Below are 25,646 nucleotides of genomic sequence, written 5' to 3'. Positions count from 1 at the left end.
TCATTACCAGTAAATATCTCGTTCTAACGCCACAGCGCGGGTTCGCTCCATGACTTTCACGAGCACGGTCAGCTTACTGCTTGTCCACTTACTAAGTTCATCTTGTGTTTCTAATTCGGAGTCTTGTACTGCTTGGCGAAGCATAAGTAACGCATTAAGCTCCTCTATGCCGGTTAACAAATCTAACCAAGGTGCTCTGAAGTTACCCCGCTCTTCTAAAAACAAATCCCCAAGTAAAAAACCGCTCCACAAGGTTTGTCGAAGCACAACTTCTACCAACGTATAGTTGGCGGGGCCCATCGCTTTATTGGCTGGCATACTTTGCTGCACCGTTTGCCACCCCTGAGATAACCACCCTTTGGCATGATCTAAAACTAGCAAATCGTACCCTGTAGCTTCTCTACGCCATGGTTTTGCGTTAATTAAGTCGATAGCTTTCAGCTTAATATCGGTAGCCATACTGTCGAAAAATAAACTGGCTGGGTCATGTGCATGCAGCAGCCCTGCTTTACGTCCTTGCAAATAACTGACAATAGCAGGGTGTTTGCTTAAGGTTTTGTGAAACAGGCTCTTTTTAGACAATAAATACCGTAAGCTTTGCAAGTCATCTTGCCAGGCCCATTGCTGTGCGTAAGCAATAAGCTTTTTATGCAACGCAAGCATTTCTGGGCACTGTAAAACAGGTAAATACAAAGACACGCTTTGTAACAGCAAGCGCACGCTCTTGGCCACTTCAGCTAAGGTTTTAATAGAGCCACTTTCAATAAATACATGCTCATGGTGCTGCCAATGGGCTAAAGCCAATTGAAGTGCGCTTGAAAAGGCTTCTTCGGTAGACGATTTTGGATTTAGCGGCAAAAAGTCTGGCAAGGGTTTTACTTTGGCGTTAAAGCCATGTAGTAGCTGATACCCTTGCGCCGCTTTAGACACGTCGCTTAGCCTGACATCCATACAACTATTTATGTGCGTTGCCAATATAAAGAGGCTGTCTAGGTCTCCACTTTGCAATTCTAGCTCAATTTCATTAATGGGCGAGCTGGCTTTATCGGTAGCCGCCTCACCGCAATCAAGCACTACCTCTACGCGACTCTTCTCTACCTCTACAATATAAGCATGGCGAGTAAAGTGGGTACTAAATTGCTTTTCCAATTTGCTGTTCATGCTGGGAATATTCCAGCTAGAAGGCCACACTGAAGTATCAAACAGGGTTAAGTCGGGTTCAGGTGCATCAAGGTCAATGTTGTATTCTGCACGTTGATGTAACCCACCACTGACTTTCCCATTGGTTTTTAAGGTTTGCTCGTAGCTGCCATTATTGCCGCGCACACGAAAACCCATCTTACTTTCTTGAAAATCGTGATTTACCGTATCGTAGTAATCGTTTTCAAGCCGAAGTTCGGAGTGGGAAATGAGGGTAATATTATTTTTTTCAAAAAGAGGAAGTACGCGGTCTTTAAAAGCTTGATGCGCACCATCTTGAGTAACAAATTTTAGTTCAATTTCAGACATATTTGCGCAGTGGCATACGTGATAATGATGCAACCTTACCTGTGTCCAAACTAATTCGCAATGACACTATTAACTGGTTGCGATGAAATTAACCAGTAGACAAAAGTGGAACAAACTTGCCTTTATCGCGGTCAACCAATACCATCTCCATGTTTTAGACGAGTATTTGGACTACCTATGATTCGAAAGTGGTTAGCAGTTGCCCTTTTTGCATGCTCTTGCCAAGCGCTGGCTCTTCAAGAGAGCGATACGCTAGAAGCGTCGTCGTCGCACTATATTCGCGATGATTTATTTATCTTTTTACACACGGGCCCAGGCCGAAACTACCGTATTCTAGGGTCTGTAGAGGCAGGCACACCGATTACTGTGCTAGACCGTGATGCTGATGCAGAGTTCACGCAAGTGACCGATGATGAAGGTCGTAAGGGGTGGGTTGAATCAAAGTATGTGACTACAGAGATGTCACAAGCTGAAAAACTACCTATTCTAAGTGAGCAGTTAGCACAAAGCCAAACCAGCTTACAAACTACCCAACGTGAGAATGCGAACCTGCGCCAGCAGCTTAATGATGCGCGCCAGCAAATTACGCAACTCACAACGGATACTGAACAACAAAGCAACGATATTAAACGCTTAAGTGCGCAAGTAGAAAGCGCTGATAAAGATGAACTGGTCACCTGGTTCACCCGTGGCGGTATTGTTGCCGGCGCAGGTATTTTATTAGGCGTACTTCTGACTTATTTGCCTAAAAAGCGTAACCGCAGTAAAGAATGGATGTGATTACCTGTACTGCTCTATCGACAAGGCAAAATTGTCGAGGTTAAACAAAATAAGCGGCTTCTTAGCCGCTTATTTTAAATCTAGCCTGTTAAGTGACACTCACAACTACACTCACAACTACACATCGGTATTTTCAGGTTCATTGAGAGTTAGCGTGACGTGATAACCATTTACGACCACACCTGCCTGGCACTGCCATCCCAACCGTTCTGTTAATTTAGTAATTAGCTTAAGTCCCAACCCGTAACCAGTATCTTCAACGTTTGATAGTGGAGAAGCCTCTGCGTCATTCTGGTTCTCGATAGTTAAGGTAGTGTCACGTAATGTAATAGACACTACGCCGCTGTCGGTATGTTGGAAGGCATTTCGGATAACATTACCAATAATTATTCTACTAGCAGTATCTGGCAGATACATTGTTGTACTTGGCACATTCACATCGACGGTTACGGTTTTTCCTTTTAGTAAGTATGCTAAGTCATCACAAAGCTGCTCAACCGTGGTGGCAATGTCCACGGGATGATAAGGCAAAGGTTGACTGTCTTCGCGCGCTAACCACAATAAGGTTTCAGTTAAATCGGTCATTGTTTTAGAGGCATTATCAATCCGCATTAAGGCATTTTCCCCTTTACTGCCTATTGTATGCGCTTGATTTTCTAGCTGCTCTTTTTCCAAAACACGCTGTAGCAATTCCGTACTGCTTCGAATAACAGCAATGGGAGTACGTAACTCATGACTCGCGTGATTAACAAAAGTACGCTCTCGCTCAAGGGTTTGTTTCACGCTTTGCAGGCTGTTGTGTATCAGTGACGCAAGCGCATTGAGCTCTTTGTAACGAAACCTTGGGATAGGCGCATCAAGTTGCTTTTCATCTAGCGCCGCCGCCCAATCCTGAAGCATTTCTACGGGCTTAGTCACGCTTCGCATGATAAGCAACAATACAATTGCAAACACAACCAGTGCACTTATTCCAATAATGATACTCACCAACTCATGGCTTAACCACACCGGCCGACGGCCACGCCCTTTTGGCTCACCAAACACCTGAGAAATGTACCTTACCTCGCCGCTTTCAAGCGGTACCATCACTAAAAATCGTGCTGCGTACGGGCGCGTGAAAAACCAATCACGCTTTAAATCTTTAGCTAAAACAAAAGGAATAAGCTCGTCTTGCCTAAATGACGCGAGGATTTCTTCTGGTTGTTGGTCAAATTCGGCACTGATGTAGAAGTTCAAAACACGTTGAGGTAACTCACCTGTTAACTCGGTATTGCTTGCCACACTTACCATAGTGCCGCGCAACATGCCGTCCATACCTTGAAAAAAGCGCTCAGCTGAAAACATTGAAAACAACGTGATCAGCACACTTCCTACGGCAAGCAAGGTCCACAACACATAGCGACGTAAACTCAGGTGTAAGCCTTTAACCATATCAAACGTCCTCGGCGAGGTAAAAACCACTGTTTGGTTTACTTAGCACCGAAAGTGAGGCATTCACCTGTTCTAGACTTTTTCGTAAATGGTGCATGTGCACTTTGAGCACATTGCTTTCGGGTGCTCCATCTTTCCAAGCTGCTTCAATAAGCCGTTCTCGGCTAACCACTTCCCCTTTAGCTAACAACAGTTTTTTAAGCAGTGCATAGGTAATGGGGCTAAGTTTAATAAGGTTGCCACTTGTATGGGCTTCTTGCGTATTCATGTTGAGTGTCACATTACCCATAGCGATTTGATTTACCTGCGCAGAACGGCGCCCCGATAATGCGGTTACCCGCGCCACTAATTCAGCCATCGCAAAGGGTTTAATCAAATAATCGTCGGCCCCTTTTTGAAACCCCGTGAGTTTGTCTTCAAGCTGATCTCGCGCGGTGAGCATAATAACAGGGGTATCGTTGCCGTCGTTTCGCAAACGCTCACAAACGCTGAAACCGTCGAGTCGAGGCAAGTTGATATCAAGCACTAACACATCGTATTGATGCTGATTAATAAACTGCAATGCCGCCACGCCATTGCTGGCATGGTCGCATTGCATATCCTCTAGTTCCAAGTAGTCAAAAACGTTACCAGCCAAGCCAATATCATCTTCCACTAACAACACCCGAATCATTCCGTCCACCTTTTCTACCCTGCCACTTGTACAGCAGCGTCTTTGGTTTTTTTACCTAGCTGAGCTACATCTTCGTAAATTAACAGCAATGCAGGAATTAATACTAATGTAATAGCCGTGGCAAACAAAATACCATACCCCAAGGACGCAGCGGCAGGTATTAAGAATTGTGCCTGCATGGAGGTTTCACCCAATATGGGGTACAAACCTAAAAAGGTAGTAATGGAAGTAAGCAATACGGCACGAAGACGACTTGAACAGGCTTCAATAACCGCCTCTTGCACACGCATACCCGCTTCTTTCAATGCGTTATAGCGAGACACCAACAGCAGGCTGTCGTTAACTACTACCCCGCTCAACGCCAATATTCCGTTAAGAGAGAGTATGCTAAGCATTAGCCCGTTGCTCCAATGTCCTAATACCGCACCTACAATGCCAAACGGAATAGCGGTCATAATAATAAGCGGCTGAACGTAAGATTTAAGCGGAATGGCGAGCAAGGCGTAAATAGAAATTAACGCTAATATAAATACGCTCTCCATTGAGCTTTGGGTTTCTTCTTGCTGCTCGGCTTCCCCCGCAAAATGCAGTGACAAGTCTTGATACTGACGAGATATAGTAGGCACGAAACTTTCGTTTAAGTAGTTCACCAGTTCAGTGGCGGTTATTACGTCACTGTCTACTGAAGCGCTAACAGTAAGCGCACGAAGCCCGTCAATACGCACCACCTGCTTTTGCTGAACATCAGGTGTCATAGTGGCGATAACACTTAATGGCACTACCGTACCGTTATCTAAACGTACTCGCGTATTCATCACATCAGACGGGTCCATTCTGTCTTCTTCAGGGTAACGTACGCGCACTTTCACTTCGTTTTTATTGCGCAAGTAACGCTGCACTATTTCGCCCCCAAACGCTTTTAACAGCTGTTGCGATAAGCTTTGGGTATCCATGCCCATGGCACGACCCTCTGGCGTTAACTCAAAGCGCATCATGGCTTCACCGGGCGTTAAAGAACTTTCCACACCAAATACGCCATCTATGTTTTCCAATGCGTCTTGAAAGGCGGTGTTAGCCGCTGTTAAGGTGGCGTCGTCTATACTTTTTAGCTCTACTCTGAAGGCATCAACCATTTCACGTCGCGCTTGAATCTTAAGCTTTTTCACCGCCTCTAAGTTGCCACTTAGTGCTGTCCAGCGTGCGGCTAGTTCATCCAAGGTATAAGGCTTATCTTCAGACAGCGAAATGGTAATTGTGCCACTTTGATCGCCACTAGCTGTCACTTGCAGGCTCTTCATGCCACTCGCACTCACACCCTTTTCTTCTACCAGCTGCTTGTCGGCTTCAAGTGCAGCGTTTTCTAAGCGTAGTAAGTTACGTTCGGTTTGACCAAAGCTGGCATCACTGTAAAGCGACATATTGGCCGACACGGTATCGCCTTGCATACTTGGGAAAAACCCTACCCGTACTACGCCGGTCAACGGCAAACTCATAACTACAATAAACAAGGTAATGAACAACAGCACCGCAGCATAGCGATAAGCAATCGTGGCACTTAATGCTGGTTGATAGAGCTTTTCGTTAAACCAATTTAGCCCATTGTCGGCACCGTCTTGCACTTTACCCCACAAACCAGCAATGCCTTTTTTCGTGGTTTTCTTGGTGGGTAGATGCGCCAAATGAGAAGGCAGTATTAATTTAGATTCCACTACCGACAATAAAAGGCAAAGGGTAACAATGGTACCGAACTGAGAATACAAGGTGCCAAGGCCGCCAGATACGTTCGACAAGGCAAAGAAAGTGGCCACCGTAGTAAGCACACCAAAAATAGTAGGGACGGCGACTTTTCGGGTACCTTCTATGGTATTTGCTAAAGTATCGCCGTAACGCCGCCTAGTGGAATAAACGCTTTCGCCCACCACTACGGCATCATCTACCACAATCCCCAGCGCCATAATAAAACCAAAGGTGGTCATTTCGTTAAGGGTCATGCCGGTGTAAGAATCGGTCATGAAATACAAAGTACCGAAGAAAATAAACGGTAGTCCTGCGGCCACCCAAAAGGCGACTCGTAAGTTTAAAAATACCGCAAGGGTAATAAATACCAATACAATACCCATTAGTGCGTTATTGGTAAGTAAGTCTAAGCGCTCTGTGATAAGCGTACTTCTGTCATACCAGGTTTCAAGCTGTACACCTTCGGGGAGTAACCCGCGCTCGTGCCAGCTATCAACCACAGCATGAGCTTGTGCCACCATATCGGTAACATCGCCGTATTTATCCATCAATACTTGCAAGCCATAACCGTTTTGGCCGTTATATCTGGCTAATGAGTAGCTATCGTCGGCAAACGTGTCGGTTACTTCTGCAACATCACCTACGGTTAACACCGCACCATCAACGCTAGTCACTAAAGGTATCTTGGCAAAATCACCGGCGTAATAAGCTTGTTCAGAGGCTTTTAAACGAATAACTTTCTCTTGGTTTCGCAAGCTAGTGGTGAGTGACGTAGACGACTCTTGGTTAATACGTGAGGCCACATCTGACAAGGTTAAGCCGTAGGCTTGTAGTTTCGCCTCATCAATTTCTATCGACATCATAGGGTCAATAAAGCTGGCTGCGCTCACATCGCGAATATCATCTTGCGCCAGCAAGTCTCGCTCTAATTGCTCACCTAAATACTGCAATTCAGCATGACTGGCATCGCCATACAGCTGCACCCAGATAACGTGCTCGTCGCGGGTAGCTTTGTCAATAATGGCGTTTTCAGCATCAGAAGGTAAATTGGAAATACTGTCGACTTCGGTTTTAATGTCGTTAAACAGCACATCTAAATCGTAGTCGGTTTCTTTTTCGACCTGAACATTCGCGCCGTTGGCGTTAGAGGTAGAAGTGATGCGCTTAATTCCTGGCACGGTTTCAAGCGCATTTTCTATTTTAATCGCGATGCCTTCTTCGGCTTGCTCAGCATCACCACTTTCATATGTCATGGAGATACTAACAAACCTAGGCTCCATACTAGGAAAGGCTTCCTTTCTAATATCGCCGTAGGACACCATGCCTAGCACGATAAGACCAACCATTAGAAGGTTGGCGGCCACCGAATTTTGCGCAAACCACGCAATAATGCCCTTGTGACTATTCATTGCCATTGCCCTCAACTACAGGCTTCACCAGAGTGTTTACAAGATAGTTATTAAGCGGGCGCGCTACAATAAGCGCTTGGTTAGCACCCGCCATAGGTGTGATATAAGCAAAACCTTCGTACTCAAAAAGCACGGTAGGGGTAAACTTGTTGAGCAAGTTACTATCGGGCGCGACAAACCATACTTCTTGTTTTTGCGATATGGCCGAAGACGGCACTTTCCATACATTATCAAGTTCACGGCCTTCAATTTCAGCCACTAGAAACGTACCGAAATACAAAGGGCTCGCTAACGATAATGGCTTTTCCACAACGGCAACAGCTCTGCGCTGACGGGTATCTTCGTCTTGGTGTAACTCTATACGCTCAATACTTGCCAGCCACTGATGTTCGCCAGTGGTATCGGTTAGTTGTACTTTCCAATCTGGCTTTTCACCTACCTGTGCTTGGGGCAACTGTGCCCATTGGCTAGGCGAGAGTGGGATAGAAATTTCTGCCACGTCAGCGGAATACAAACCGGCCACTTCGGTGCCCACTTGTACATAACTTCCAGGCTGAATGCTGCGGCTAACCACTAAGGCATTAAATGGGGCGCTGATGTTAGCAAAAGCTAAATCGCGCTTTGCCGCCGCGACATTCTGCTCGGCTTCTCGCAATGCTGCTTGCGCTGATTTAAGTTGAGGTGCGCGAAGCACTAAGGCCGACTCTGGCTCACCGGTCAACCCTGAGCGTGTCCATTCGTCTTGTGCTTGCAACCCTTGAAGGCGTTCTTCTTCAAGAGCGACGAAAGCAGTTTCATAAGTTGCTTCGGCAGCGGCTAGTGCTTGGCGATAATCAGTATTATCTACATACGCCATCACCTCACCTTTATTTAACAAAGCGCCGGTTTCAAAGCGTGGCGACAATTCAGTAATTTGCCCACTCACTTGCGCTGATAACGTAAGCATGTGAGTAGCACTGGCTTGCCCGTACCCTTTTACTTTTGCATTGTAGGTAGTTGGATAAACCTCTACCACGCCCACTTCGGCAACATCTGCTGAGCTACTGCCAGCCGCTTGATTGTTGGCTGCACCTTTCGCCCCGTTTTGACTTTGGCTTTGTTCAGGCTTTTGACCTGACTTTTGACCAGATATATCGCGACGCAGGCGCTCACCAGGCTGACGGCCTTCACCTTGTTCATCTGTCGGCGCAAGCACGGTTTGTTCTACACCACGTTGTGCTTCTACTTGAGTAATCGCTTTTTCAGCATTCGCATTTCTAGGCACACTAATCTCTTGATTTCCTTTACCTGCCCGGCCTTCTTTTCCTCCTTTGGGGCCAGGGCCCATACCCGGACCTCCTGAGCCACCTAATTGGCTCATGGTACAAAGAATGGCAATAACAATAGTCATTGCGGCACCAAGGGTTACGATAATTTTTTTCTTGTTCATTGTGACACTCCAAGGCCTAGCGCAAGGCCCAAGTCGATACGATTACTTAACTGAGAATATTGAAGCTCGACGCGCTGCGCCTGCAAATTAAAGGTGGTGTCGTAAACTGACAGTAAATCTAAAATGTCTACCAAGCCTTGACGGTATTGCCCCGAAAAAGTTTCGGCGCTATTTAATGCATTACGGTAAGCAATGTCGGTGTAATACTGACGTTGAGTAAACGCTTTTTCGTTATCTAACGCGTTTTGCACTTCTTGTACTGCGTTAAGTAATGTTTCCCGATATTGCCACCAACTGTTTAACGTATTTAACTTGGCATCATCGATTTGCGCGCGAAGAGCGCCGCCTTGAAACAAGGGTGCGGTTACCTGCCCAAGAAGATTCCACAGAGGGTTAGAAAACAGAGATTGAGAAGGTGTGACACCGTTGTCAGTTAGTCCCGCCGACAGATTGATACTAGGTAGGAGTGCTTTGTATGCGACTTTCACATTGGCTTCATCGGCTTTAATAGCATAGTAAGCCGCTTGTAAATCGGGGCGTCTAGCTAGGTCTTGCTCTGGCAAGGCAAGCATTGGTTCAAGCACTTCTGGAAATTTTGTTACTGCGGGAAAGTCAGATAGAGATTGGTCTTCGCGCCCTAATAGAACGGCTAGTGTACGCTTCGCGGTACTAATGGCGTTTTCATACAAAGCAAGTGACGCTTTAGTATTTGCGCTACTGGTTTTCGCGTTGTCTAAATCATCAAGAGAGCCAAGCCCTGTGCGGTAGCGCTTAAGGATAATACTTTCACTATTTTCGTAAACGCCTAACCGTTCGTGCTCAATAGCAAGAAGTTGTTGTTGAGTAATAATATCTAGGTAGCTTCGGATCACGCTTGCCACAAGTGCATCGCGAGAAGACTGATACGCTGAGCGGGCGCTGGCAGCATCAAAACTAGCGGCAGTTACACTGTCGCTAATTTTTTGCCATAGATCAACTTCCCAGCTAACGGTTAAGGCGCTAGTGTAATTTGCATCACTATTTTCCGTTTTAGCGCCTGAAAAGCTGGCATCTACATTAACGTTATCTGCCGCATCAGCCGACTTAATCGCCACCTGCGCTTTCCTTAACGTAATAAGCGTTTGCTGCAAGCTTGCGTTGTTTTCAAGCGCTTCATCAATATAGTCTTGCAACCCTTCTACCGACACTAAGTCGGTTAATGCAGTGGCCGCAACAGCATCTTCTGATTGCACTTGCCACGTAACACTTTCTCCTGTCATTGCAGATGCCGACTCGCTAAGCGAAGCCTCGTCATGACTGGCACACGCGGTTAACCCCGTCAGTACAAGTGCCACAAATGGCATAAATGAAATTTTACCTAACCCGATCATTGTAATTCGATTATTGCCTACCATGCATACAGGGTGTCACAGCGGGGGTTAAGGCGGGGTTAACGACCAAAATTTTGTTTGAAGTGTTTTATCGCGCTCAAATAAGCGAGTCACTAATGCACTATGAAATAAAAAAAGCCAGTCACAAGGACTGGCTTTACATGGTTACCGATTACTACAAGGAAAATTACCTTGCGCTATTACTCATCGTCTTCCACTAACGTCATGAGAGATGTATTACCACCCGATGCCGTAGTATCGATACTAATGGTTTTTTCTGTCATTAAACGCTGAATCAACTTATCGTTATATTCAGCAGTAATAACTGGCAAAATAGCGCCTTCACGCGAAGACAGCATCGCAGTAATACGAGCGGTACGCTCTGTACTTGAATCAACAACAACACCCGCTAAATCTTCATCCATTAACAAGGCATCGAAGTGACCTAATCGCGCTACTTGGAATACCCCTTTAGGCGCACCGGTCGCTTCAAACTTATTTTGAATCTCAATGGCTTCTTCATAGAAGATTTCAGATACAACCGACACAACCGTGTTTCCTGTGGCAAGTGCGGTCACGATTGACAGCATCCAATACTCGAACGATACCCCCTTATCTGCGAAACATACCAAGGTGCCTCTAGGTTCTAGGTACAGTTTGTTAGATTCACCCGTTGGGCCAGGAAGTTCTGTGGGTTTCGCTAACTTACGCTCAACACTGGTTAACTGCTGACGGGCAGTGGCCAAGGTGCGATTTAAATCGTCGGCCAGGTCGTCAACAATGTCGACCTTGGCAATTTTAGCCAGTAACTGACGTACCATAGAGATACGATCATTTAAGGCCATATGACGCCACTGGGCTTCAACTTCTTTGGCTTGATCCATTACCACATGCGCACGTTCGGCAATTTTATCATCACCGACCAACGCGTTATCAGTACCATCAACATCGTCAATCAACGTGGGTTTTGGTGTAGCACGTTCCATCATCAAACGCGGCAAGTAGTTAGGCCCACCGGCTTTTGGTCCCGTACCAGACAATCCACGACCACCAAATGGTTGTACACCAACAATAGCGCCAATCATGTTGCGGTTAATATAAACATTACCTGCACGGCTTTTCGCAGCAAGTTCGTATGCACGTTCTTCAATACGCGAATGAATACCCATCGTTAGGCCATAACCCGTGCTATTGATTTGCGCCAGTACGTCGTCTAGCTCTTTCGATTTAAAGCGTACTAAATGCACCACTGGGCCAAAGACTTCTTTTTCTAATACATCCAAGTTATCAATTTGATAAAGCGTAGGAGGGAAAAAGGTGCCGTTTTCGGTGCCTTTTGGAAGTTCGTTGCGATAAAGCAGTTTTCCTTTTCCTTCCATAAACTCTACATGGTCGGTTAGGCTCTTCAGTGCTTTCTCATCAATAACAGGGCCTACATCAGTTGCTAACATGGTTGGGTCGCCAATGGTTAATTCTTTCATGGCTCCGGTTAACATGCTGATGAGATCATCTGCAATTTCTTCTTGCACGAATAATACGCGAAGGGCTGAACAGCGTTGCCCCGCACTTTGGAAACCAGAATGAATAACATCGTCAACGACCTGCTCTGGTAGGGCGGTTGAATCCACAATCATGCAGTTTTGCCCACCGGTCTCAGCGATTAACGGCACTTGCTCACCACCTCGGTTGGCCAGTTCTTGTGAGATAAGCGTGCCAGTTTGGGTAGAACCGGTAAACATAACCGCTTTAATGCGTTCATCGGAAAGTAGGGTTTCGCCCACTTCTTTACCTGGTGCAATTATGAGTTTCAAAGCGTCTTCAGGTAAGCCTACCGACTGCATAATATCCACAGCCCGTTTCGCTACCATGCTGGTTTGTTCAGCAGGTTTAGCAATAACCGTGTTTCCGGTAACCAATGCTGCTGATACCTGACCTAAAAATATTGCTAGCGGGAAGTTCCACGGGCTAATACAAAGTACAACACCACGAGGTAACAAGCGCTTATCTTCAGCAAGTTCTTGAGCACGAGCGGCGTAGTAGCGACAAAAATCCACCGCTTCACGTACTTCATCAATACTGTCTTGCGCGACTTTGCCCGCTTCACGCATACAAATAGCAATAAGCTCTGCCATGTGACGCTCTAGGGCGTCGGCTGAACGGTTAAGAATTTCAGCACGTTCCGACACATCGCGCTTAGACCACGCGTCGAAGCCCGCATCTGCATCATCTAGCGCTTTACGCATATCATCAGGTTGTGCGTAATAGTGGTAACCCACCACATCGTTATGATTCATTGGGTTACGTACTGCCGTTGCGCCCTCCGGCACACCATCAGTTACACTATAAAATTCTTGCCAGCGCTCTAGTTCATGTTGAAGTGCATTCACCGCGTTTACATCGGTTAAATCTAACCCGCGAGAGTTGTCACGTTCAGGGGCATATAAACCCCGTGGCGTTTTAATCAGCTTGTTGAAACGCACTTTCAGTCGTTGGGTTTTCTCTACCGGATCTTCAAGTAATGACTCTACCGGTTTTTCATCATCAACAATGGCGTTAACGAATGAAGAGTTAGCCCCATTCTCTAGCAAACGGCGTACAAGGTAAGCTAATAAGTCTTCGTGCTCGCCTACCGGCGCATAAACACGGCACTGAATTTTCTCTTCAGTCACTACTTTGTCGTACAACGTATCACCCATGCCGTGTAAGCACTGGAACTCAAATCCTTCTTTATCATCTCCTGCCAGTTCAATAATCACTGATGCAGAGTAGGCATTGTGAGTAGCAAATTGCGGGTACAAAGTATCGCGGTATTCTAGTAATCGGTTTGCACAAGCATGGTAAGACACATCGGTAGATGACTTACGGGTAAACACAGGGAATTCTTCTAAGCCCGCTTGTTGGGTAAGCTTAATTTCCGTATCCCAGTAAGCGCCTTTTACCAACCGCACCATTAATGAACGGCCAACTTCTAATGAAAGCACGCGTAAATGTTCAATTACATGAATAGCACGTTTTTGATAGGCTTGAACCGCTAAACCAAAGCCAGTCCATCCGTTTAAATCTTCATCACGGAATACCGCTTCAATGATATCGAGGGAAAGCTCTAAACGGTCAGCTTCTTCAGCGTCAACCGTTAAGCCAATATCGTACTCTTTAGCCAACATACACAAGGCTTTTAAGCGCGGCGGAATATCACGCATTGCGCGCTCTCTGTGTAAGAACTCAAAGCGTGGATGTATTGCCGACAACTTAACTGAAATACCTGGTGAGCGCTTAGGTCCACGGCCGTTAGCCGCTTTACCAATCACTTCAATAGCTTTAACGTAAGAATCATAATAACGGTCTGCATCTTCCATAGTGCGAGCGCCTTCGCCCAGCATGTCGTAGGAATATACATAGCCTTTGGTTTCTTTTTCCTTAGCACGCTCTACCGCATCTTTGATGGTTTCACCCATAACGAACTGACGGCCCATTACGCGCATAGCGATATTCATTGCGCGGCGAATAACCGGCTCACCTAAGCGACCCAAGGTTTTCTTCAACAGGCCAAACTGTTCCTTCTTACGCTTGTCGGCATAATTCACCATATTACCGGTAAACAATAAGCCCCATGCTGAAGCGTTCACGAATAAAGAATCTGAATTACCAAGGTGTGGCGTCCACTGCCCTTTAGATAATTTGTCGCGAATAAGTTCGTCTTGCGTATCGCCATCGGGCACACGCAACAAGGCTTCGGCCAAACACATCAATACCACACCTTCAGAGGTGGATAATGAATACTCGTTTAACAGTGCATCCACGCCACCATGACCCTCTTGGTCACGACGAATTTGCAGTACCATTTTACGGGCGCGTTCCCACGCTCGACTTCTGGCGCGAGGGTTTACCTCAGCAATCGGTAAAATTTGATCCACAGCCACAGACTCACTAATTCGATAGTAGTCTCGAATGCGCTGGCGTAGGGGAGATGTAGTATGAAGTGTGTCGTTAATGAGCATTGCAACCCTTTATTCGAATAGCTGTAGAAAATGTTTCCGGTAACGGAAAACAAGAATAACGTTACATGGAAAAAATGAATTAACAAGCAAAGCTGAGCCTTACTTGAAGCGCCCCACCTAAAGTGTGCTGCGCATGCGTATCTAGGTATTTAAACTTAGATCGTCTTAATGAAGATCACGATATCGCTGAAATTGCGCGGATACTAGCATAAATGCTTATTTCGCCAAGCCCTTGCTGTCAACTTTTTGCGCCACTGTGATAGAGCGTCTAAGAACGCAGGTGAATAACATTTCACAGGGATTCAACTCACGGGTGGCACTCCATACCATGTTAAATAAATGTTTAAAAATATCTATTCAAGGCCAACAACTTCAATATAAGGTCTACACTAGATAATATAAAAACTGGAGGTTCCTGCTGATGTGGTTACGCAATTTTAGTTTAATTCAAAGGCTCAGTATCATTGTCGCGCTGACGGCGCTGTTGTTTTTGGTGCTAACCGGTGCGGTATTAAACCAGCACTACAAGGCGCTCAAAGAAAAGTCGTATAAAGAAAATCAACACCTGGTAGAAGTTGTTCATACCTTGCTTGCAAGCTTTGAATCCTTGGAAGGAGTAGATGAAGAGGCCGCTAAACAACAGGCGCTGACCGCAGTTAGCCGCCTTAGATACGATGAGAGCAACTATTTTTGGATTCAAGATGCTACCCCTGCCATGGTCATGCACCCTATCAAACCATCGCTTAACGGGCAGGATTTACGAGGTTTTAAGGATGGCAACGGTAAAGCGTTTTTTGTGGAAATGGCGCAACTGGTTAAGTCTTCAGGTAGTGGCTTTGTTGATTACGTATGGCCACTTCCGGGGGAAGAAACGCCGGTAGACAAAATTTCGTATGTTAAAGAATTCAAACCATGGGGATGGACCGTCGGCTCTGGTATTTACTTATCTACCCTTGAAGCTGAGTACGCCCACTTACGCAATTTACTTATCATTATTTGTATTATTAGCGTGTTATTGGTCGTGGCGCTTATCTTCTATATTGGCGGCAGTATTGTTAAGCCTGTCCATGAAGTCACTGAACGAATGAAAGATATTGCTATGGGAGATGGCGATTTAACCCGGTCACTTCCTGAATCAGGCCAAGATGAAATTACCAGACTTGCGCGTTACTTCAATGAATACACCAATAAAATGCGGCATTCTTTGTTAGGTATACGTGAAAACATCACCGCCCTTACCCAGCAAGCGGTGCTCGTTGAAACCGTTAGCCAAGATAGCAATGGTCAAGCGCAAAGTCAGAATGAAAACATGATGCAAGTTGCCGTAGCCATGGAGCAAATGACCACACAAATACAACAAGTCAGTCAGAATGCAGATACTGCTGAAACCAGTACCAGTGGTGCCCGAGCCAATGTAGAACAAGGCACCCGCGTGGTAGAAAGTACCGTGAGTGATATTCACTCTTTAACGTCAAATATTGAAAGTGTGAGCCATGTAGTAACCGAGCTTGCTGAACAAACTAATAGTATTGGCGCAGTACTAGACGTTATTCGTGGCATTGCTGATCAAACCAACTTACTTGCACTTAATGCGGCGATTGAGGCTGCTCGCGCGGGAGAGCAAGGCAGAGGATTTGCAGTCGTAGCCGATGAGGTTCGTACCTTAGCCAGTCGAACAGGCCAAAGTACCGATGAAATTCAAGCGATGATTGAAAAGCTACAAAGCAACGCAAAAGCCGCAGTAGATGCGGTGCAAGTCAGTCAAAATGCTTCAACAACTACGGTAGACAATGCAATTAAAGCGAACGATAGCTTAAAAGAAGCCGACCGACTTATGAATGAAATTGCAGGTATGAGTAGTCAAATAGCCCGTGCGACAGAGCAACAGGCCGAAGCTGCCAATGAAGCCAACATTCGTATCAATGCATTATCGGGTGCAGCGGATAACAGTTTAAAAACAGCGGATCAATTAGCCAGTGCCAGTCAGGCACTTAAAACAAGCTGTGTGGCTATAAAAGAAATTGCCAGCAAATTTAAACTTTAGTGAACCAAATTAGTCGTAAAAAGGAAGGTATTCACAGGTTTATACTACTTCCTGCGTATGGAAGTATTTAAAGCGGTGCTTTAGACTGGTTATCTACATCGTTAGATAACCAGCTAAACGTCGTTTACAAGGAGTGATATATGAGCAGTGATAGTAAAGGGATCCCAATCAAGTATTGGGTATTGGGCTTTTTTGTTCTACTTATCTTAGTGTATGTTCTATTTGCTAATACCATTATTAAAGCCGTACTAGAGTCGAAATTAGGCGAGTCTTATGGTGCAGAAGTCAACATTGCCGAATTTGATCACTCTTTATACCCTACCACTGTCACCCTTAAAGGCATTGGCTTAACCAACGCAACTAAGCCCTCGCATAATCAAGTGTTAGTTGGCGAAGCAAATGCTGACGTTGCCCTTATGCCCCTACTATCTAATCAAGTTGTGGTAAACAACCTTAATTTACTTGATGTGCAATTTGACCAAGTTCGCGAGCACGAAGGTGAAGTTTATCGGGTGCCAGAAAGCTCACTGTCTTACGATGAAATTAAAGCAAAAGCCAAAGAGGCCGTGCCTTCTGTAGACGAAATGCTTGCTCGTAACCCCCTTAAAACTACCGCTGCCGTTGCCGAAGCAAAAGAGGCCTACGCCACCTATTCACAAGGCCTAAAGCAAGACTATGAAAACTTGCCTGATAAAGAACGTATCGACTATTACAAAACCCAAGTTGCTGCGCTTAAAGAAACGAATTACAAAGATCCTCAAGCCCTTATTCAAGCTAAGTCATCGTTAGATAAGCTAAAAGAAGAGATGAGTGCAGACCGTGCGCTTATCAGCAGTTTTACCGATAAAGCGTCGAATGCTAAGAGTGCGTTGAGCAACTCGGTTAAAGCGTTAAAAGAAGCGCCCGGAGAAGATTATGCATTACTTAAGGGCGTGATTGCCGGCGATGAAGCGGCCCTATCTCAAGTGACGTACTTCGTATTTGGCGACAAAGCCGCTGAATATACAGAGTATTTGATGTCTGCCATGCAAATTGTGATGCCATTACTTCAAGGCGGAGATACGCCCGAAGAACCTGCAGCCGATATGCCTTCTATTTTGGTGAAGCAAGCTAACGTGTCTGTGCTTTGGCAAAACGAGTCGATAAGCAGTTCGTGGCAGAACATTACCAATACGCACAGTGTGTTTGGTAACCCAACAACCTTTACCATTGAAGCGGCTGGCGACATGCTTAAGCAATTTACCTCAAGCGGTGAATTCTGGATTGATGAAAGTGGCGTAGATGCGAGCCAAGTTTGGGAGCTAGCTGGGGTGAATATGTCGAATATTCCAGTAAGCGGCAATGAAACCCTTAACGCGGTGATGAAAACTGCACTCATGGCAACCACAGGCTCGATGGAAGTGGTTGATAATAAGTTAAGCGGCAACGGGAAAGTTAACTTACAAGAACTAGTGATGGAAGCCACAGGTACAAGCGACGTGACTAGCGCCATTGCTTCTGCACTGCAATCGTTAAGTAGTTTATCGATGACCATGCTACTTGATGGCACCCTTGCTAACCCCGGGTTTAACATTAAGTCAGATTTAGACAACAAATTGGCTCAAGCCGCGATTTCTCAGCTCACCGCGTCTCAGCAAGATAAGCTTGATGAACTTAATACCAAGCTAAATGCGATGGTTGCTCGTGAACAAGATGCCCTTTCTGGTGAATTGGTTGATATTAACTCAATGCTAAGTGCGGCACAGGGCGACAGCGGCGCCTTACAAGAATTGCTTCAAAGCCAATTGAGCAGTGTGGTTGAAGAACAAAAGAATAAATTGTTCGACAAACTAAAAGGTAAATTAGGGCAAGGTGAATAAAGCGCCTTTGATTCCTAAGCCCTTCGCGGCATAATAGGTAATAACGTGGAGGGCAGTTTACTGCCCTTTTTGAATTTTCCTCCGCTTACCGATTTTCAGGTGATTTTTGTGTGGCAAGATAAATGGCTTCCTATCGTACTCATCACTCTATTAGGGTTGTTGCAGTATCGGCTATGGTTTGGGAAAAACAGTATTCCTGACTATCTTAGTCGAGAGCAGGAAGTGAAAACTCAAGCGCAGCAAAACGCTAATCTTGCGCAGCGAAACGCCCTGCTAAACGCAGATATCACCGACCTTAAAGTAGGTTTAGAAGCCATTGAAGAGCGCGCTCGCAATGAACTCGGTCTGATTAAGCAAGGGGAAACTTTTTACCGGATTTTACCGCCAGAAACTAAGTGAGTAACATGACATCCTCCTCTGTGGTTGCGGTTATTCCCGCAGCTGGAATTGGCAGCCGAATGCAGGCTGATCGCCCCAAGCAGTATTTAACCCTTCAAGGGAAAACGATTCTTGAACACACTGTTGAAATACTGCTTAACCATCACGCCATCGACTACCTTGTTATAGCCATTAGTCCTCACGACACCTACTTCCCTTCTCTTGCCATTGCTAATAACCCGAAGGTGAAAGTGGTAGAGGGTGGCAATGAACGGGCTGACTCTGTGCTAAACGCCGTAAATACCTTGCCAGACAATACTTGGGCACTAGTGCACGATGCCGCGCGTCCTTGCGTAAGTACCAATGATATTACTCAGTTGCTGGCGGTGATGGATAATGAACAGGTAGCGGGCGGCATTTTGGCTTCTCGGGTTCGAGATACTATGAAACGAGGCGCTGCCAGCCAAGGGGCTGATATCAATTTCCCCACTGTTCTTCATACTGAAAGCAGAGAAAACCTATGGCATGCCCTTACGCCCCAGTTGTTTCCTACAGCACTGCTTAAAAGCGCGCTGCAAGATGGCCTTGCCGCATGCGCAACCATTACCGATGAAGCATCAGCCATAGAATACAGCGGACACAAGGTTGCACTTATTGATAGCGACCCGGCAAATATTAAAATAACCCACCCTGGGGATTTACCCTTGGCAAATTTTTACTTACATCAACGACAGAAGGCACAAGCAGAATGCGAATAGGACACGGTTTCGACGTTCATAAATTTGGTGGCGACGGCCCCATTGTTATTGGTGGTGTAAGCATTGACTATGAACAAGGCCTAGTCGCCCATTCTGATGGCGACGTATTGCTACATGCCTTATGCGACGCATTACTTGGCGCTGCGGCGCTAGGTGATATAGGTAAGCATTTTCCTGATACCGATGATGCCTATTCAGGTGCCGATAGCCGTGTACTGCTTAGGCATGTTATTCACGTAGTAAATGAAAAAGGCTATACGTTAGGCAACGCTGATATGACCGTAGTGGCGCAAGCTCCCAAAATGGCACCGCACATTCAGGCCATGAGAGAAATCATAGCCAAAGACTGTCATTGCGAGCTTGATGCAATCAACGTGAAAGCTACCACGACTGAAAAATTAGGATATACAGGCAGAAAGGAAGGCATTGCTGCTCACGCGGTAGTGCTGCTGGAAAAGATATGAAACCATTACATACCCAACACTGGAATTATTATTACAGTAAACCCGTATCAACCGGCTTATTTAAGTTTCAAGCCGACGACTTTCAAGTCGTTGAGGACTTAGGCTACGAGCCCTGCGGTGAAGGCGAGCACCAGTTTGTTTTTGTTGAAAAAATTAATACCAATACTGCATTTGTTGCAGAGCAACTTGCTCGCTACACCAAACTGCCACTTCGCCAAGTGACGTATGCAGGTAGGAAAGACAAATATGCCCTCACCCGTCAGTGGTTCGGTTTACATGCACCAGGACAAGCTGATTTCGACTTCAGCGATTTTGAGCTTGAGGGGGTGCGGGTCATTAAGCAAACTCGCCACAATAGAAAGCTTCGTACCGGTCAATTAAAAGGAAATGCCTTCACCATTACACTGCGTCAAGTTGTGCATCCAGAAGCCATTGAAGAACGCCTTCAGGAAATCGCCAAACATGGTGTGCCGAATTATTACGGCGAACAGCGATTTGGCGTCATGCGGGTAAACGAGCAAGGCGAAGTTCAGCGCGGTGGTAACCTTGCCATGGCTGAGCGGATGATAAACGGTGAAACCATTCGCCACCGCAATAAGCGCTCTATGGCACTGTCCGCCCTGCGTAGTTGGTTATTTAATGAGGTCATTTCTATTCGTTTAGAAAACAAGACCTTCGATAAGGTACTTACCGGTGACGCATTGGTATTAACCGGCTCGAACAGCTTCTTTATTGACGATGATAAACAGCAAGATAGCCAGCAACGTTATGAAGATAAAGATGTATGTCCTTCGGCACCGCTGTGGGGCAAGGGAGACTTAGTCACTACGTCAGAGGCAAACGCCACCGAAGAGCAGGTTGCATCAAGTCATCCAGAAGTTATCGACTTTTTAGGCCAATGTGGCTTCGAGCAAGAACGTCGTGCAATAAAAATATGGCCATCGCAACTTGAATGGCAAAGTAAGGGTGATACATTAACGCTATCGTTTTCATTGCCTAGCGGTTGTTTCGCTACATCCGTACTTAGGGAATGTGTTGAAACCGTTTCCCCCATTCACAGTATTTAGTTGAGATTGCATGAAGATCCTAATGAGTAATGATGATGGTGTGTTTGCAAAAGGCCTAGCTGTTTTGCACGAAACCATTGCCAGCGAGCACGATATTACTGTTATCGCCCCCGATCGTAACTGTAGCGGCGCAAGTAACGCCCTTTCGTTACATCAACCCCTTCGTATTCAACGTATGGACAGTGGCTTTTATTCAGTTAATGGCACGCCTTCAGACTGCGTACACTTAGGTATCAGCCGAATTTTAAAAGATGACCCCGAACTGGTGGTATCTGGTATTAATCATGGTGCTAACTTAGGCGATGATGTAGTTTATTCTGGTACGGTAGCCGCGGCGACTGAAGGCAGATATATGGGCTTGCCTGCCATTGCCGTGTCGCTGGCCAGTAAGAAAGGTGAGAATTTTGAAACGGCAGCTCGAGTAGTACTAGATATTATTCGTAAACTTCAATCTCATCCTTTACCTGCAAATCAAATTTTGAACGTAAATGTTCCTGATATACCCTATGATGAGCTTAAAGGTATAGAAGTAACCAGACAGGGTCGCCGACACCGTGCTGAACCTATGTTTGAAGATAAAGACCCGTTTGGTCAAACCATTTATTGGTACGGTCCAGCAGGTTCAGAACAAGATGCAGGCCCAGGTACAGACTTTCACGCAGTGGCAAACGGGTATTGCTCCGTAACCCCACTTAGTGTTGATATGACTGCCTACCAAAGCTTAGACAATATGAAAGAATGGTTAGCCAAGTAACCCAATAGTGCGCAGCCGATAATAAGGATAATAAGCACCACCATGAGAGCCTCCAGAAAAGGGGATGCGCTAGCACAGCTGCTTTATGACGAAGGAATCCGTTCGCAGCCTGTGCTCAATGCCATTGCAGGTACACCCCGGGAAACATTCTTACCTGATGCGCTTAAGCATAAAGCCTATCAGAATACTGCCTTGCCTATCGGGCAGGGGCAAACTATTTCGCAACCCTATATTGTTGCGAAAATGACTGAGCTGCTGCTAGATAGTCCGAATAAACCTGAAAAAGTGTTAGAGATTGGTACAGGCTCTGGTTATCAGACCGCTATTCTTGCACAGCTTTTTTCGGCTGTATTCAGTGTAGAACGAATCAAATCGCTACAGTTTCATGCAAAAAGACGGATGAACCAACTCGATTTACATAATATTGCCATGAAGCATGGTGATGGATGGAAAGGGTGGGTATCTAAAGGTCCTTACGATGCCATTATTGTGACGGCGGCGGCCAGTAGTTTGCCGCAAGATTTATGTGATCAATTAAAAGAAGGAGGCCGACTGATTATTCCCGTAGGAAATGAACAGCAGTCTCTATTGTGTATCGACAGGATAGAAGGCGAATTAAAAACCACCACCATAGAGGCAGTGCGTTTTGTTCCCTTAGTAGCAGGAGAGCTATTGTGAAATTGTTTGAGCCAATGTATGACATGGCACTTCGATGGGCTAGACACCGTCATGCGGTAAAATATTTAGGGGGGCTAAGCTTTGCTGAGTCAGTATTTTTCCCTATTCCGCCTGATGTCATGCTTGCGCCCATGTCGCTGTCTCAACCCGACAAAGCGTGGCGCTTTGCCCTTATCACTACACTAGCGTCTATTTTGGGCGGCATTGCAGGTTACTGGCTGGGTTATTTTGCATTTGATGCTTGGCTATCGCCTATCATTGAAAGTTGGGGTTATACTCACAAAATTGAAACAGCCACGCAGTGGTTTGCTGACTACGGCGTATGGGTGGTGTTTGTAGCGGGTTTCTCCCCTATTCCCTACAAAGTCTTTACCACAAGCGCTGGCTTTCTACAGATGGCCTTCTTTCCCTTTCTTATTGCCTCTGCGGTTGGCCGTGGCGCAAGATTCTTCTTGGTCGCAGGACTTATGCGTTGGGGCGGTGCTCCTATGGAAGCCAAACTACGCCAATATGTAGAAGTATTGGGCTGGGCAGTAGTGTTATTGGCTGTTGCCGCTTACCTCATCTTGCGATAATTGCGCAGCGATGTCATACCGCTTCTTTCTGATCAGTGTTGTGTTACTGCTGCTACAAAGTTGCAGTAACCGAACTGACCCAGCGCCCGTTGTATTATTAAATAGTCAAGCAGATCAAGAGTCTGGTGGATTTACATCCGATACCTATAAAGTACAGCCTGGGGACACCCTTTTTGGCATCGCTTGGTATACTGGAAATGACTATCGTGATATCGCTAAATTTAACAGCTTATCAGAACCTTATCGTATTTTTCCTGGTCAAGAATTACGCATTACTCCCCCACCCAAAATTGTAAAGATCCCGTCAAGATCTAAACCTCAGACCATTCAGTCAGCAGATCCGACCACGACCTCAGTAGACAAAAGTTTGATTGACCCCCCTATATCACAGGGGTATGGTGAAGGTGAAAAAGTTGTTAAGCGACAAAACGTTACGAGCGTCAACAGGCCGTCAGAAAGCGTCAAAATAACGGCACCCAACAGTTTTCCTGATAAGGTGAAAAAGTGGGTTTGGCCTACCAAAGGTAAGGTTGTTGAAACGTTCAGTAAGTCAGAGTCGGGCAACAAAGGAATTGATATCGCTGCGGCAAAAGGTACATCGATACACGCGGCAGCAGATGGAAAAGTTGTTTATTCAGGAAGCGCCTTAAGAGGCTACGGTAAATTGGTCATCATCAAGCATACCGACACCTTTTTAAGTGCCTACGCATACAACGACACCATTATCGTCAATGAACGAGACTGGGTGTCTGCGGGGCAGAAAATCGCCACCATGGGTGACAGCGGAACAAATTCGGTAAAACTTCATTTTGAAGTTAGATATCGTGGAAAGTCTTTAGATCCACTGCGTTATCTGCCAGCTACACGACCATAATAATAATAAATAACAATAAGAAACGAATAAAGGAGAAACGTCGAAAGGTAAACCTTGAAGCAGGAGATTCATTGTGGGTCATATAAATAAAAGCCTAGAATCAAATACGAAAGATGACTTAAACGTCATTGATATGCCAGCCGATCTGAAAACAGATAAAACAATATCTGATGACACTGACACCGATTCAGAAGAATTAGTGTTAAGCCAAGACGACCAACCGAAAAATCTAGATGCCACACAGTTATATCTAGGTGAAATCGGTTTCTCGCCTCTGCTTAGTGCAGAAGAAGAAGTGTTTTTCGCCAGAAAGGCTCTACGTGGATGTGAAGCCTCACGCAAACGCATGATTGTTAGTAACTTACGCCTAGTTGTTAAAATAGCGCGTCGATACAACAACCGCGGTCTTGCCCTGTTAGACCTAATCGAAGAAGGGAATCTAGGACTTATACGTGCTGTTGAAAAGTTCGATCCCGAACGTGGTTTTCGATTTTCAACGTACGCAACGTGGTGGATAAGACAAACCATTGAACGCGCAATTATGAACCAAACGCGCACTATTCGCTTGCCAATCCACGTCGTTAAAGAACTTAATGTATATTTACGCGCAGCTCGTGAGTTATCTCAGAAACTTGACCACGAACCTACTGCCGAAGAAATCGCCCTTGCCTTAGACAAACCTGTCGAAGACGTTACCAAGATGCTGCGACTTAATGAACGTATTACGTCGGTAGATACCCCGATTGGTGGCGAAAACGATAAAGCTTTGTTAGATATTCTAGCCGATGAAAAAGAATTCGGCCCTGAAGAGAACTTGCAAGACTCAGACATCAAATCAAATATTGTTGGCTGGTTGGAAGAACTCAATCCTAAACAACGTGAAGTATTGGCAAGACGCTTTGGATTAATGGGTTATGAGCCCTCAACACTTGAAGACGTGGGTGCTGAAATTGGTCTTACTCGTGAACGAGTTCGTCAAATTCAAGTAGAAGCACTACGTCGATTGCGAGACATTCTAGGCCACCAAGGCCTATCACTAGAGAATTTATTTAATCAAATGAATTAATAGCAAAGTGATATGACACCATGCCGAGGCGCAGTTTCCCTCGGCATTTTTATTTGTAATATTAAACCCTAACTAAGCTCACGAACGTGAAGTCGTGTGGGTTTTTCTCATCAGCGGTATGCGCTTCCCGGCTTATCTCTTCCCAATGATCTTGGGCTTCATAATCAGGAAACTGTGTATCACCTTCCACCGCTAGTTCGATAAAGGTTAGGTGCAAAGTATCAGCCTTATTCAAAAACGCCTGATAAATTGTCCCGCCGCCAATAATCATCACCTCGTCCGACTGACTCTCTAGCGCCGAAACATGCTCTATTGCCGCTTCAGGTGACGATACTACAGTTGCATCTGGCAAACTGTAAGCACGGTTTGTAGTGATAACAATGTTTGGTCTTCCCGGCAAAGCGCGGCCAATTGACTCATAGGTTTTACGCCCCATAATGACAGGCTTACCCATGGTTACTTGCTTAAAATGTTTTAAATCTGCTGGCAAATGCCAGGGCATGTCGTTATCTGCACCGATAACGCGATTATTAGCCATTGCGGCAATCATGGCAATTTTCATAATAATTTGACCAATGCGTTGTTCTTTTCCCTATGATAACTGATTAGACCTATCGCGATAACTCTTGCGTTAACAACAATCCATTATTTCTCGCTTTCCTTTCTAAACTGTCCTCTTCATGTTCATAACGCTATGCCCATTGTGTTTACCTATCTTGTTTCTGTTCACTGTTAGTCGTTTCTCCATTGTATGACTCAAACCACACATGCAAATAATAACAATTATCATTTG

20 protein-coding genes are annotated in these 25,646 nt (G+C 45.6%); 12 read left to right on the top strand and 8 right to left on the bottom strand.

The window, feature by feature from the left end:
• Positions 1 to 3: 3 nt before the first annotated feature.
• Complete coding sequence (locus AVL57_RS02865; protein WP_057794090.1) at positions 4 to 1,509, bottom strand: CYTH domain-containing protein; 1,506 nt, start codon at positions 1,507 to 1,509, stop codon at positions 4 to 6.
• 177 nt (positions 1,510 to 1,686) lie between these two features.
• Here AVL57_RS02865 and AVL57_RS02860 point away from each other — a divergent pair, with 177 nt between their 5' ends.
• A complete protein-coding gene (locus tag AVL57_RS02860) occupies positions 1,687 to 2,289 on the top strand; it encodes a TIGR04211 family SH3 domain-containing protein (RefSeq protein ID WP_057794092.1) in 603 nt (200 codons plus the stop codon).
• Between the two features lie 117 nt (positions 2,290 to 2,406).
• On the opposite strand, the gene AVL57_RS02855 is transcribed toward AVL57_RS02860, so the two are convergent.
• From AVL57_RS02855 to putA, 6 genes are all read right to left on the bottom strand, one after another.
• Positions 2,407 to 3,720: a sensor histidine kinase gene (locus AVL57_RS02855; RefSeq protein WP_057794093.1), complete on the bottom strand. Its 1,314-nt coding sequence runs from the start codon at positions 3,718 to 3,720 to the stop codon at positions 2,407 to 2,409.
• A 1-nt stretch (position 3,721) separates the two neighbouring features.
• Positions 3,722 to 4,393: a response regulator transcription factor gene (locus AVL57_RS02850; RefSeq protein ID WP_057794096.1), complete on the bottom strand. Its 672-nt coding sequence runs from the start codon at positions 4,391 to 4,393 to the stop codon at positions 3,722 to 3,724.
• 14 nt (positions 4,394 to 4,407) lie between these two features.
• Positions 4,408 to 7,539 (bottom strand): efflux RND transporter permease subunit, encoded by a 3,132-nt coding sequence (locus AVL57_RS02845; protein WP_057794098.1) that lies wholly within the window; start codon positions 7,537 to 7,539, stop codon positions 4,408 to 4,410.
• On the bottom strand, positions 7,532 to 8,968 hold the full coding sequence (locus AVL57_RS02840) for an efflux RND transporter periplasmic adaptor subunit (RefSeq protein ID WP_057794100.1): 1,437 nt from the start codon (positions 8,966 to 8,968) through the stop codon (positions 7,532 to 7,534). The genes AVL57_RS02845 and AVL57_RS02840 overlap by 8 nt, the downstream gene beginning before the upstream one ends.
• Positions 8,965 to 10,311 (bottom strand): TolC family protein, encoded by a 1,347-nt coding sequence (locus tag AVL57_RS02835; RefSeq protein WP_057796385.1) that lies wholly within the window; start codon positions 10,309 to 10,311, stop codon positions 8,965 to 8,967. Before AVL57_RS02835 ends, AVL57_RS02840 begins: the two co-directional genes overlap by 4 nt.
• A 227-nt stretch (positions 10,312 to 10,538) precedes the next feature.
• On the bottom strand, positions 10,539 to 14,336 hold the full coding sequence (gene putA, locus AVL57_RS02830) for a bifunctional proline dehydrogenase/L-glutamate gamma-semialdehyde dehydrogenase PutA (protein WP_057794102.1): 3,798 nt from the start codon (positions 14,334 to 14,336) through the stop codon (positions 10,539 to 10,541).
• Between the two features lie 421 nt (positions 14,337 to 14,757).
• Here putA and AVL57_RS02825 point away from each other — a divergent pair, with 421 nt between their 5' ends.
• The 11 genes from AVL57_RS02825 (at position 14,758) to rpoS (ending at position 24,853) form a co-directional block, all read left to right on the top strand.
• Positions 14,758 to 16,380, top strand: a complete 1,623-nt coding sequence (locus AVL57_RS02825) for a methyl-accepting chemotaxis protein (RefSeq protein WP_057794104.1) — start codon at positions 14,758 to 14,760, stop codon at positions 16,378 to 16,380.
• A gap of 140 nt (positions 16,381 to 16,520) precedes the next feature.
• Positions 16,521 to 18,239: a TIGR03545 family protein gene (locus AVL57_RS02820; RefSeq protein WP_057794107.1), complete on the top strand. Its 1,719-nt coding sequence runs from the start codon at positions 16,521 to 16,523 to the stop codon at positions 18,237 to 18,239.
• 108 nt (positions 18,240 to 18,347) lie between these two features.
• Positions 18,348 to 18,638 (top strand): cell division protein FtsB, encoded by a 291-nt coding sequence (gene ftsB, locus AVL57_RS02815; protein WP_013785529.1) that lies wholly within the window; start codon positions 18,348 to 18,350, stop codon positions 18,636 to 18,638.
• A 5-nt stretch (positions 18,639 to 18,643) separates the two neighbouring features.
• Entirely contained in the window at positions 18,644 to 19,375 is a 732-nt protein-coding gene (gene ispD, locus AVL57_RS02810) for a 2-C-methyl-D-erythritol 4-phosphate cytidylyltransferase (RefSeq protein WP_057794109.1), read from the top strand.
• Positions 19,366 to 19,839, top strand: coding sequence for a 2-C-methyl-D-erythritol 2,4-cyclodiphosphate synthase (ispF, locus tag AVL57_RS02805; protein WP_057794110.1), 474 nt, complete (start codon positions 19,366 to 19,368; stop codon positions 19,837 to 19,839). The genes ispD and ispF overlap by 10 nt, the downstream gene beginning before the upstream one ends.
• Positions 19,836 to 20,906, top strand: coding sequence for a tRNA pseudouridine(13) synthase TruD (gene truD, locus AVL57_RS02800; protein WP_057794113.1), 1,071 nt, complete (start codon positions 19,836 to 19,838; stop codon positions 20,904 to 20,906). Before ispF ends, truD begins: the two co-directional genes overlap by 4 nt.
• A 10-nt stretch (positions 20,907 to 20,916) precedes the next feature.
• Positions 20,917 to 21,660 (top strand): 5'/3'-nucleotidase SurE, encoded by a 744-nt coding sequence (gene surE / locus AVL57_RS02795; RefSeq protein ID WP_057794115.1) that lies wholly within the window; start codon positions 20,917 to 20,919, stop codon positions 21,658 to 21,660.
• A 42-nt stretch (positions 21,661 to 21,702) separates the two neighbouring features.
• On the top strand, positions 21,703 to 22,338 hold the full coding sequence (locus AVL57_RS02790) for a protein-L-isoaspartate(D-aspartate) O-methyltransferase (protein ID WP_057794117.1): 636 nt from the start codon (positions 21,703 to 21,705) through the stop codon (positions 22,336 to 22,338).
• Positions 22,335 to 22,913 (top strand): YqaA family protein, encoded by a 579-nt coding sequence (locus AVL57_RS02785; RefSeq protein WP_057794119.1) that lies wholly within the window; start codon positions 22,335 to 22,337, stop codon positions 22,911 to 22,913. Before AVL57_RS02790 ends, AVL57_RS02785 begins: the two co-directional genes overlap by 4 nt.
• 10 nt (positions 22,914 to 22,923) lie before the next feature.
• Positions 22,924 to 23,787 carry a peptidoglycan DD-metalloendopeptidase family protein gene (locus AVL57_RS02780; protein WP_057794121.1) on the top strand — a complete coding sequence of 288 codons (864 nt, stop codon included), beginning with the start codon at positions 22,924 to 22,926 and terminating at the stop codon, positions 23,785 to 23,787.
• A 73-nt stretch (positions 23,788 to 23,860) separates the two neighbouring features.
• Entirely contained in the window at positions 23,861 to 24,853 is a 993-nt protein-coding gene (gene rpoS / locus AVL57_RS02775) for an RNA polymerase sigma factor RpoS (protein WP_082604976.1), read from the top strand.
• 61 nt (positions 24,854 to 24,914) lie between these two features.
• On the opposite strand, the gene folA is transcribed toward rpoS, so the two are convergent.
• Positions 24,915 to 25,403, bottom strand: coding sequence for a type 3 dihydrofolate reductase (gene folA / locus AVL57_RS02770; RefSeq protein WP_057796389.1), 489 nt, complete (start codon positions 25,401 to 25,403; stop codon positions 24,915 to 24,917).
• Positions 25,404 to 25,646 lie beyond the last annotated feature (243 nt).

The organism is Alteromonas stellipolaris, assembly GCF_001562115.1.
GTDB lineage: Bacteria > Pseudomonadota > Gammaproteobacteria > Enterobacterales > Alteromonadaceae > Alteromonas > Alteromonas stellipolaris.
This window is presented reverse-complemented; position numbering and strand designations above follow the sequence as displayed.

Excerpts from the sequence above, each read along its gene's own strand:
- AVL57_RS02865 (WP_057794090.1), bottom strand. The coding sequence starts at position 1,509 with ATGTCTGAAATTGAACTAAAATTTGTTACTCAAGATGGTGCGCATCAA.
- AVL57_RS02860 (WP_057794092.1), top strand. The coding sequence starts at position 1,687 with ATGATTCGAAAGTGGTTAGCAGTTGCCCTTTTTGCATGCTCTTGCCAA.
- AVL57_RS02855 (WP_057794093.1), bottom strand. The coding sequence starts at position 3,720 with ATGGTTAAAGGCTTACACCTGAGTTTACGTCGCTATGTGTTGTGGACC.
- AVL57_RS02850 (WP_057794096.1), bottom strand. The coding sequence starts at position 4,393 with ATGATTCGGGTGTTGTTAGTGGAAGATGATATTGGCTTGGCTGGTAAC.
- AVL57_RS02845 (WP_057794098.1), bottom strand. The coding sequence starts at position 7,539 with ATGAATAGTCACAAGGGCATTATTGCGTGGTTTGCGCAAAATTCGGTG.
- AVL57_RS02840 (WP_057794100.1), bottom strand. The coding sequence starts at position 8,968 with ATGAACAAGAAAAAAATTATCGTAACCCTTGGTGCCGCAATGACTATT.
- AVL57_RS02835 (WP_057796385.1), bottom strand. The coding sequence starts at position 10,311 with ATGCCATTTGTGGCACTTGTACTGACGGGGTTAACCGCGTGTGCCAGT.
- putA (WP_057794102.1), bottom strand. The coding sequence starts at position 14,336 with ATGCTCATTAACGACACACTTCATACTACATCTCCCCTACGCCAGCGC.
- AVL57_RS02825 (WP_057794104.1), top strand. The coding sequence starts at position 14,758 with ATGTGGTTACGCAATTTTAGTTTAATTCAAAGGCTCAGTATCATTGTC.
- AVL57_RS02820 (WP_057794107.1), top strand. The coding sequence starts at position 16,521 with ATGAGCAGTGATAGTAAAGGGATCCCAATCAAGTATTGGGTATTGGGC.
- ispD (WP_057794109.1), top strand. The coding sequence starts at position 18,644 with ATGACATCCTCCTCTGTGGTTGCGGTTATTCCCGCAGCTGGAATTGGC.
- ispF (WP_057794110.1), top strand. The coding sequence starts at position 19,366 with ATGCGAATAGGACACGGTTTCGACGTTCATAAATTTGGTGGCGACGGC.
- truD (WP_057794113.1), top strand. The coding sequence starts at position 19,836 with ATGAAACCATTACATACCCAACACTGGAATTATTATTACAGTAAACCC.
- surE (WP_057794115.1), top strand. The coding sequence starts at position 20,917 with ATGAAGATCCTAATGAGTAATGATGATGGTGTGTTTGCAAAAGGCCTA.
- AVL57_RS02790 (WP_057794117.1), top strand. The coding sequence starts at position 21,703 with ATGAGAGCCTCCAGAAAAGGGGATGCGCTAGCACAGCTGCTTTATGAC.
- AVL57_RS02780 (WP_057794121.1), top strand. The coding sequence starts at position 22,924 with ATGTCATACCGCTTCTTTCTGATCAGTGTTGTGTTACTGCTGCTACAA.
- folA (WP_057796389.1), bottom strand. The coding sequence starts at position 25,403 with ATGATTGCCGCAATGGCTAATAATCGCGTTATCGGTGCAGATAACGAC.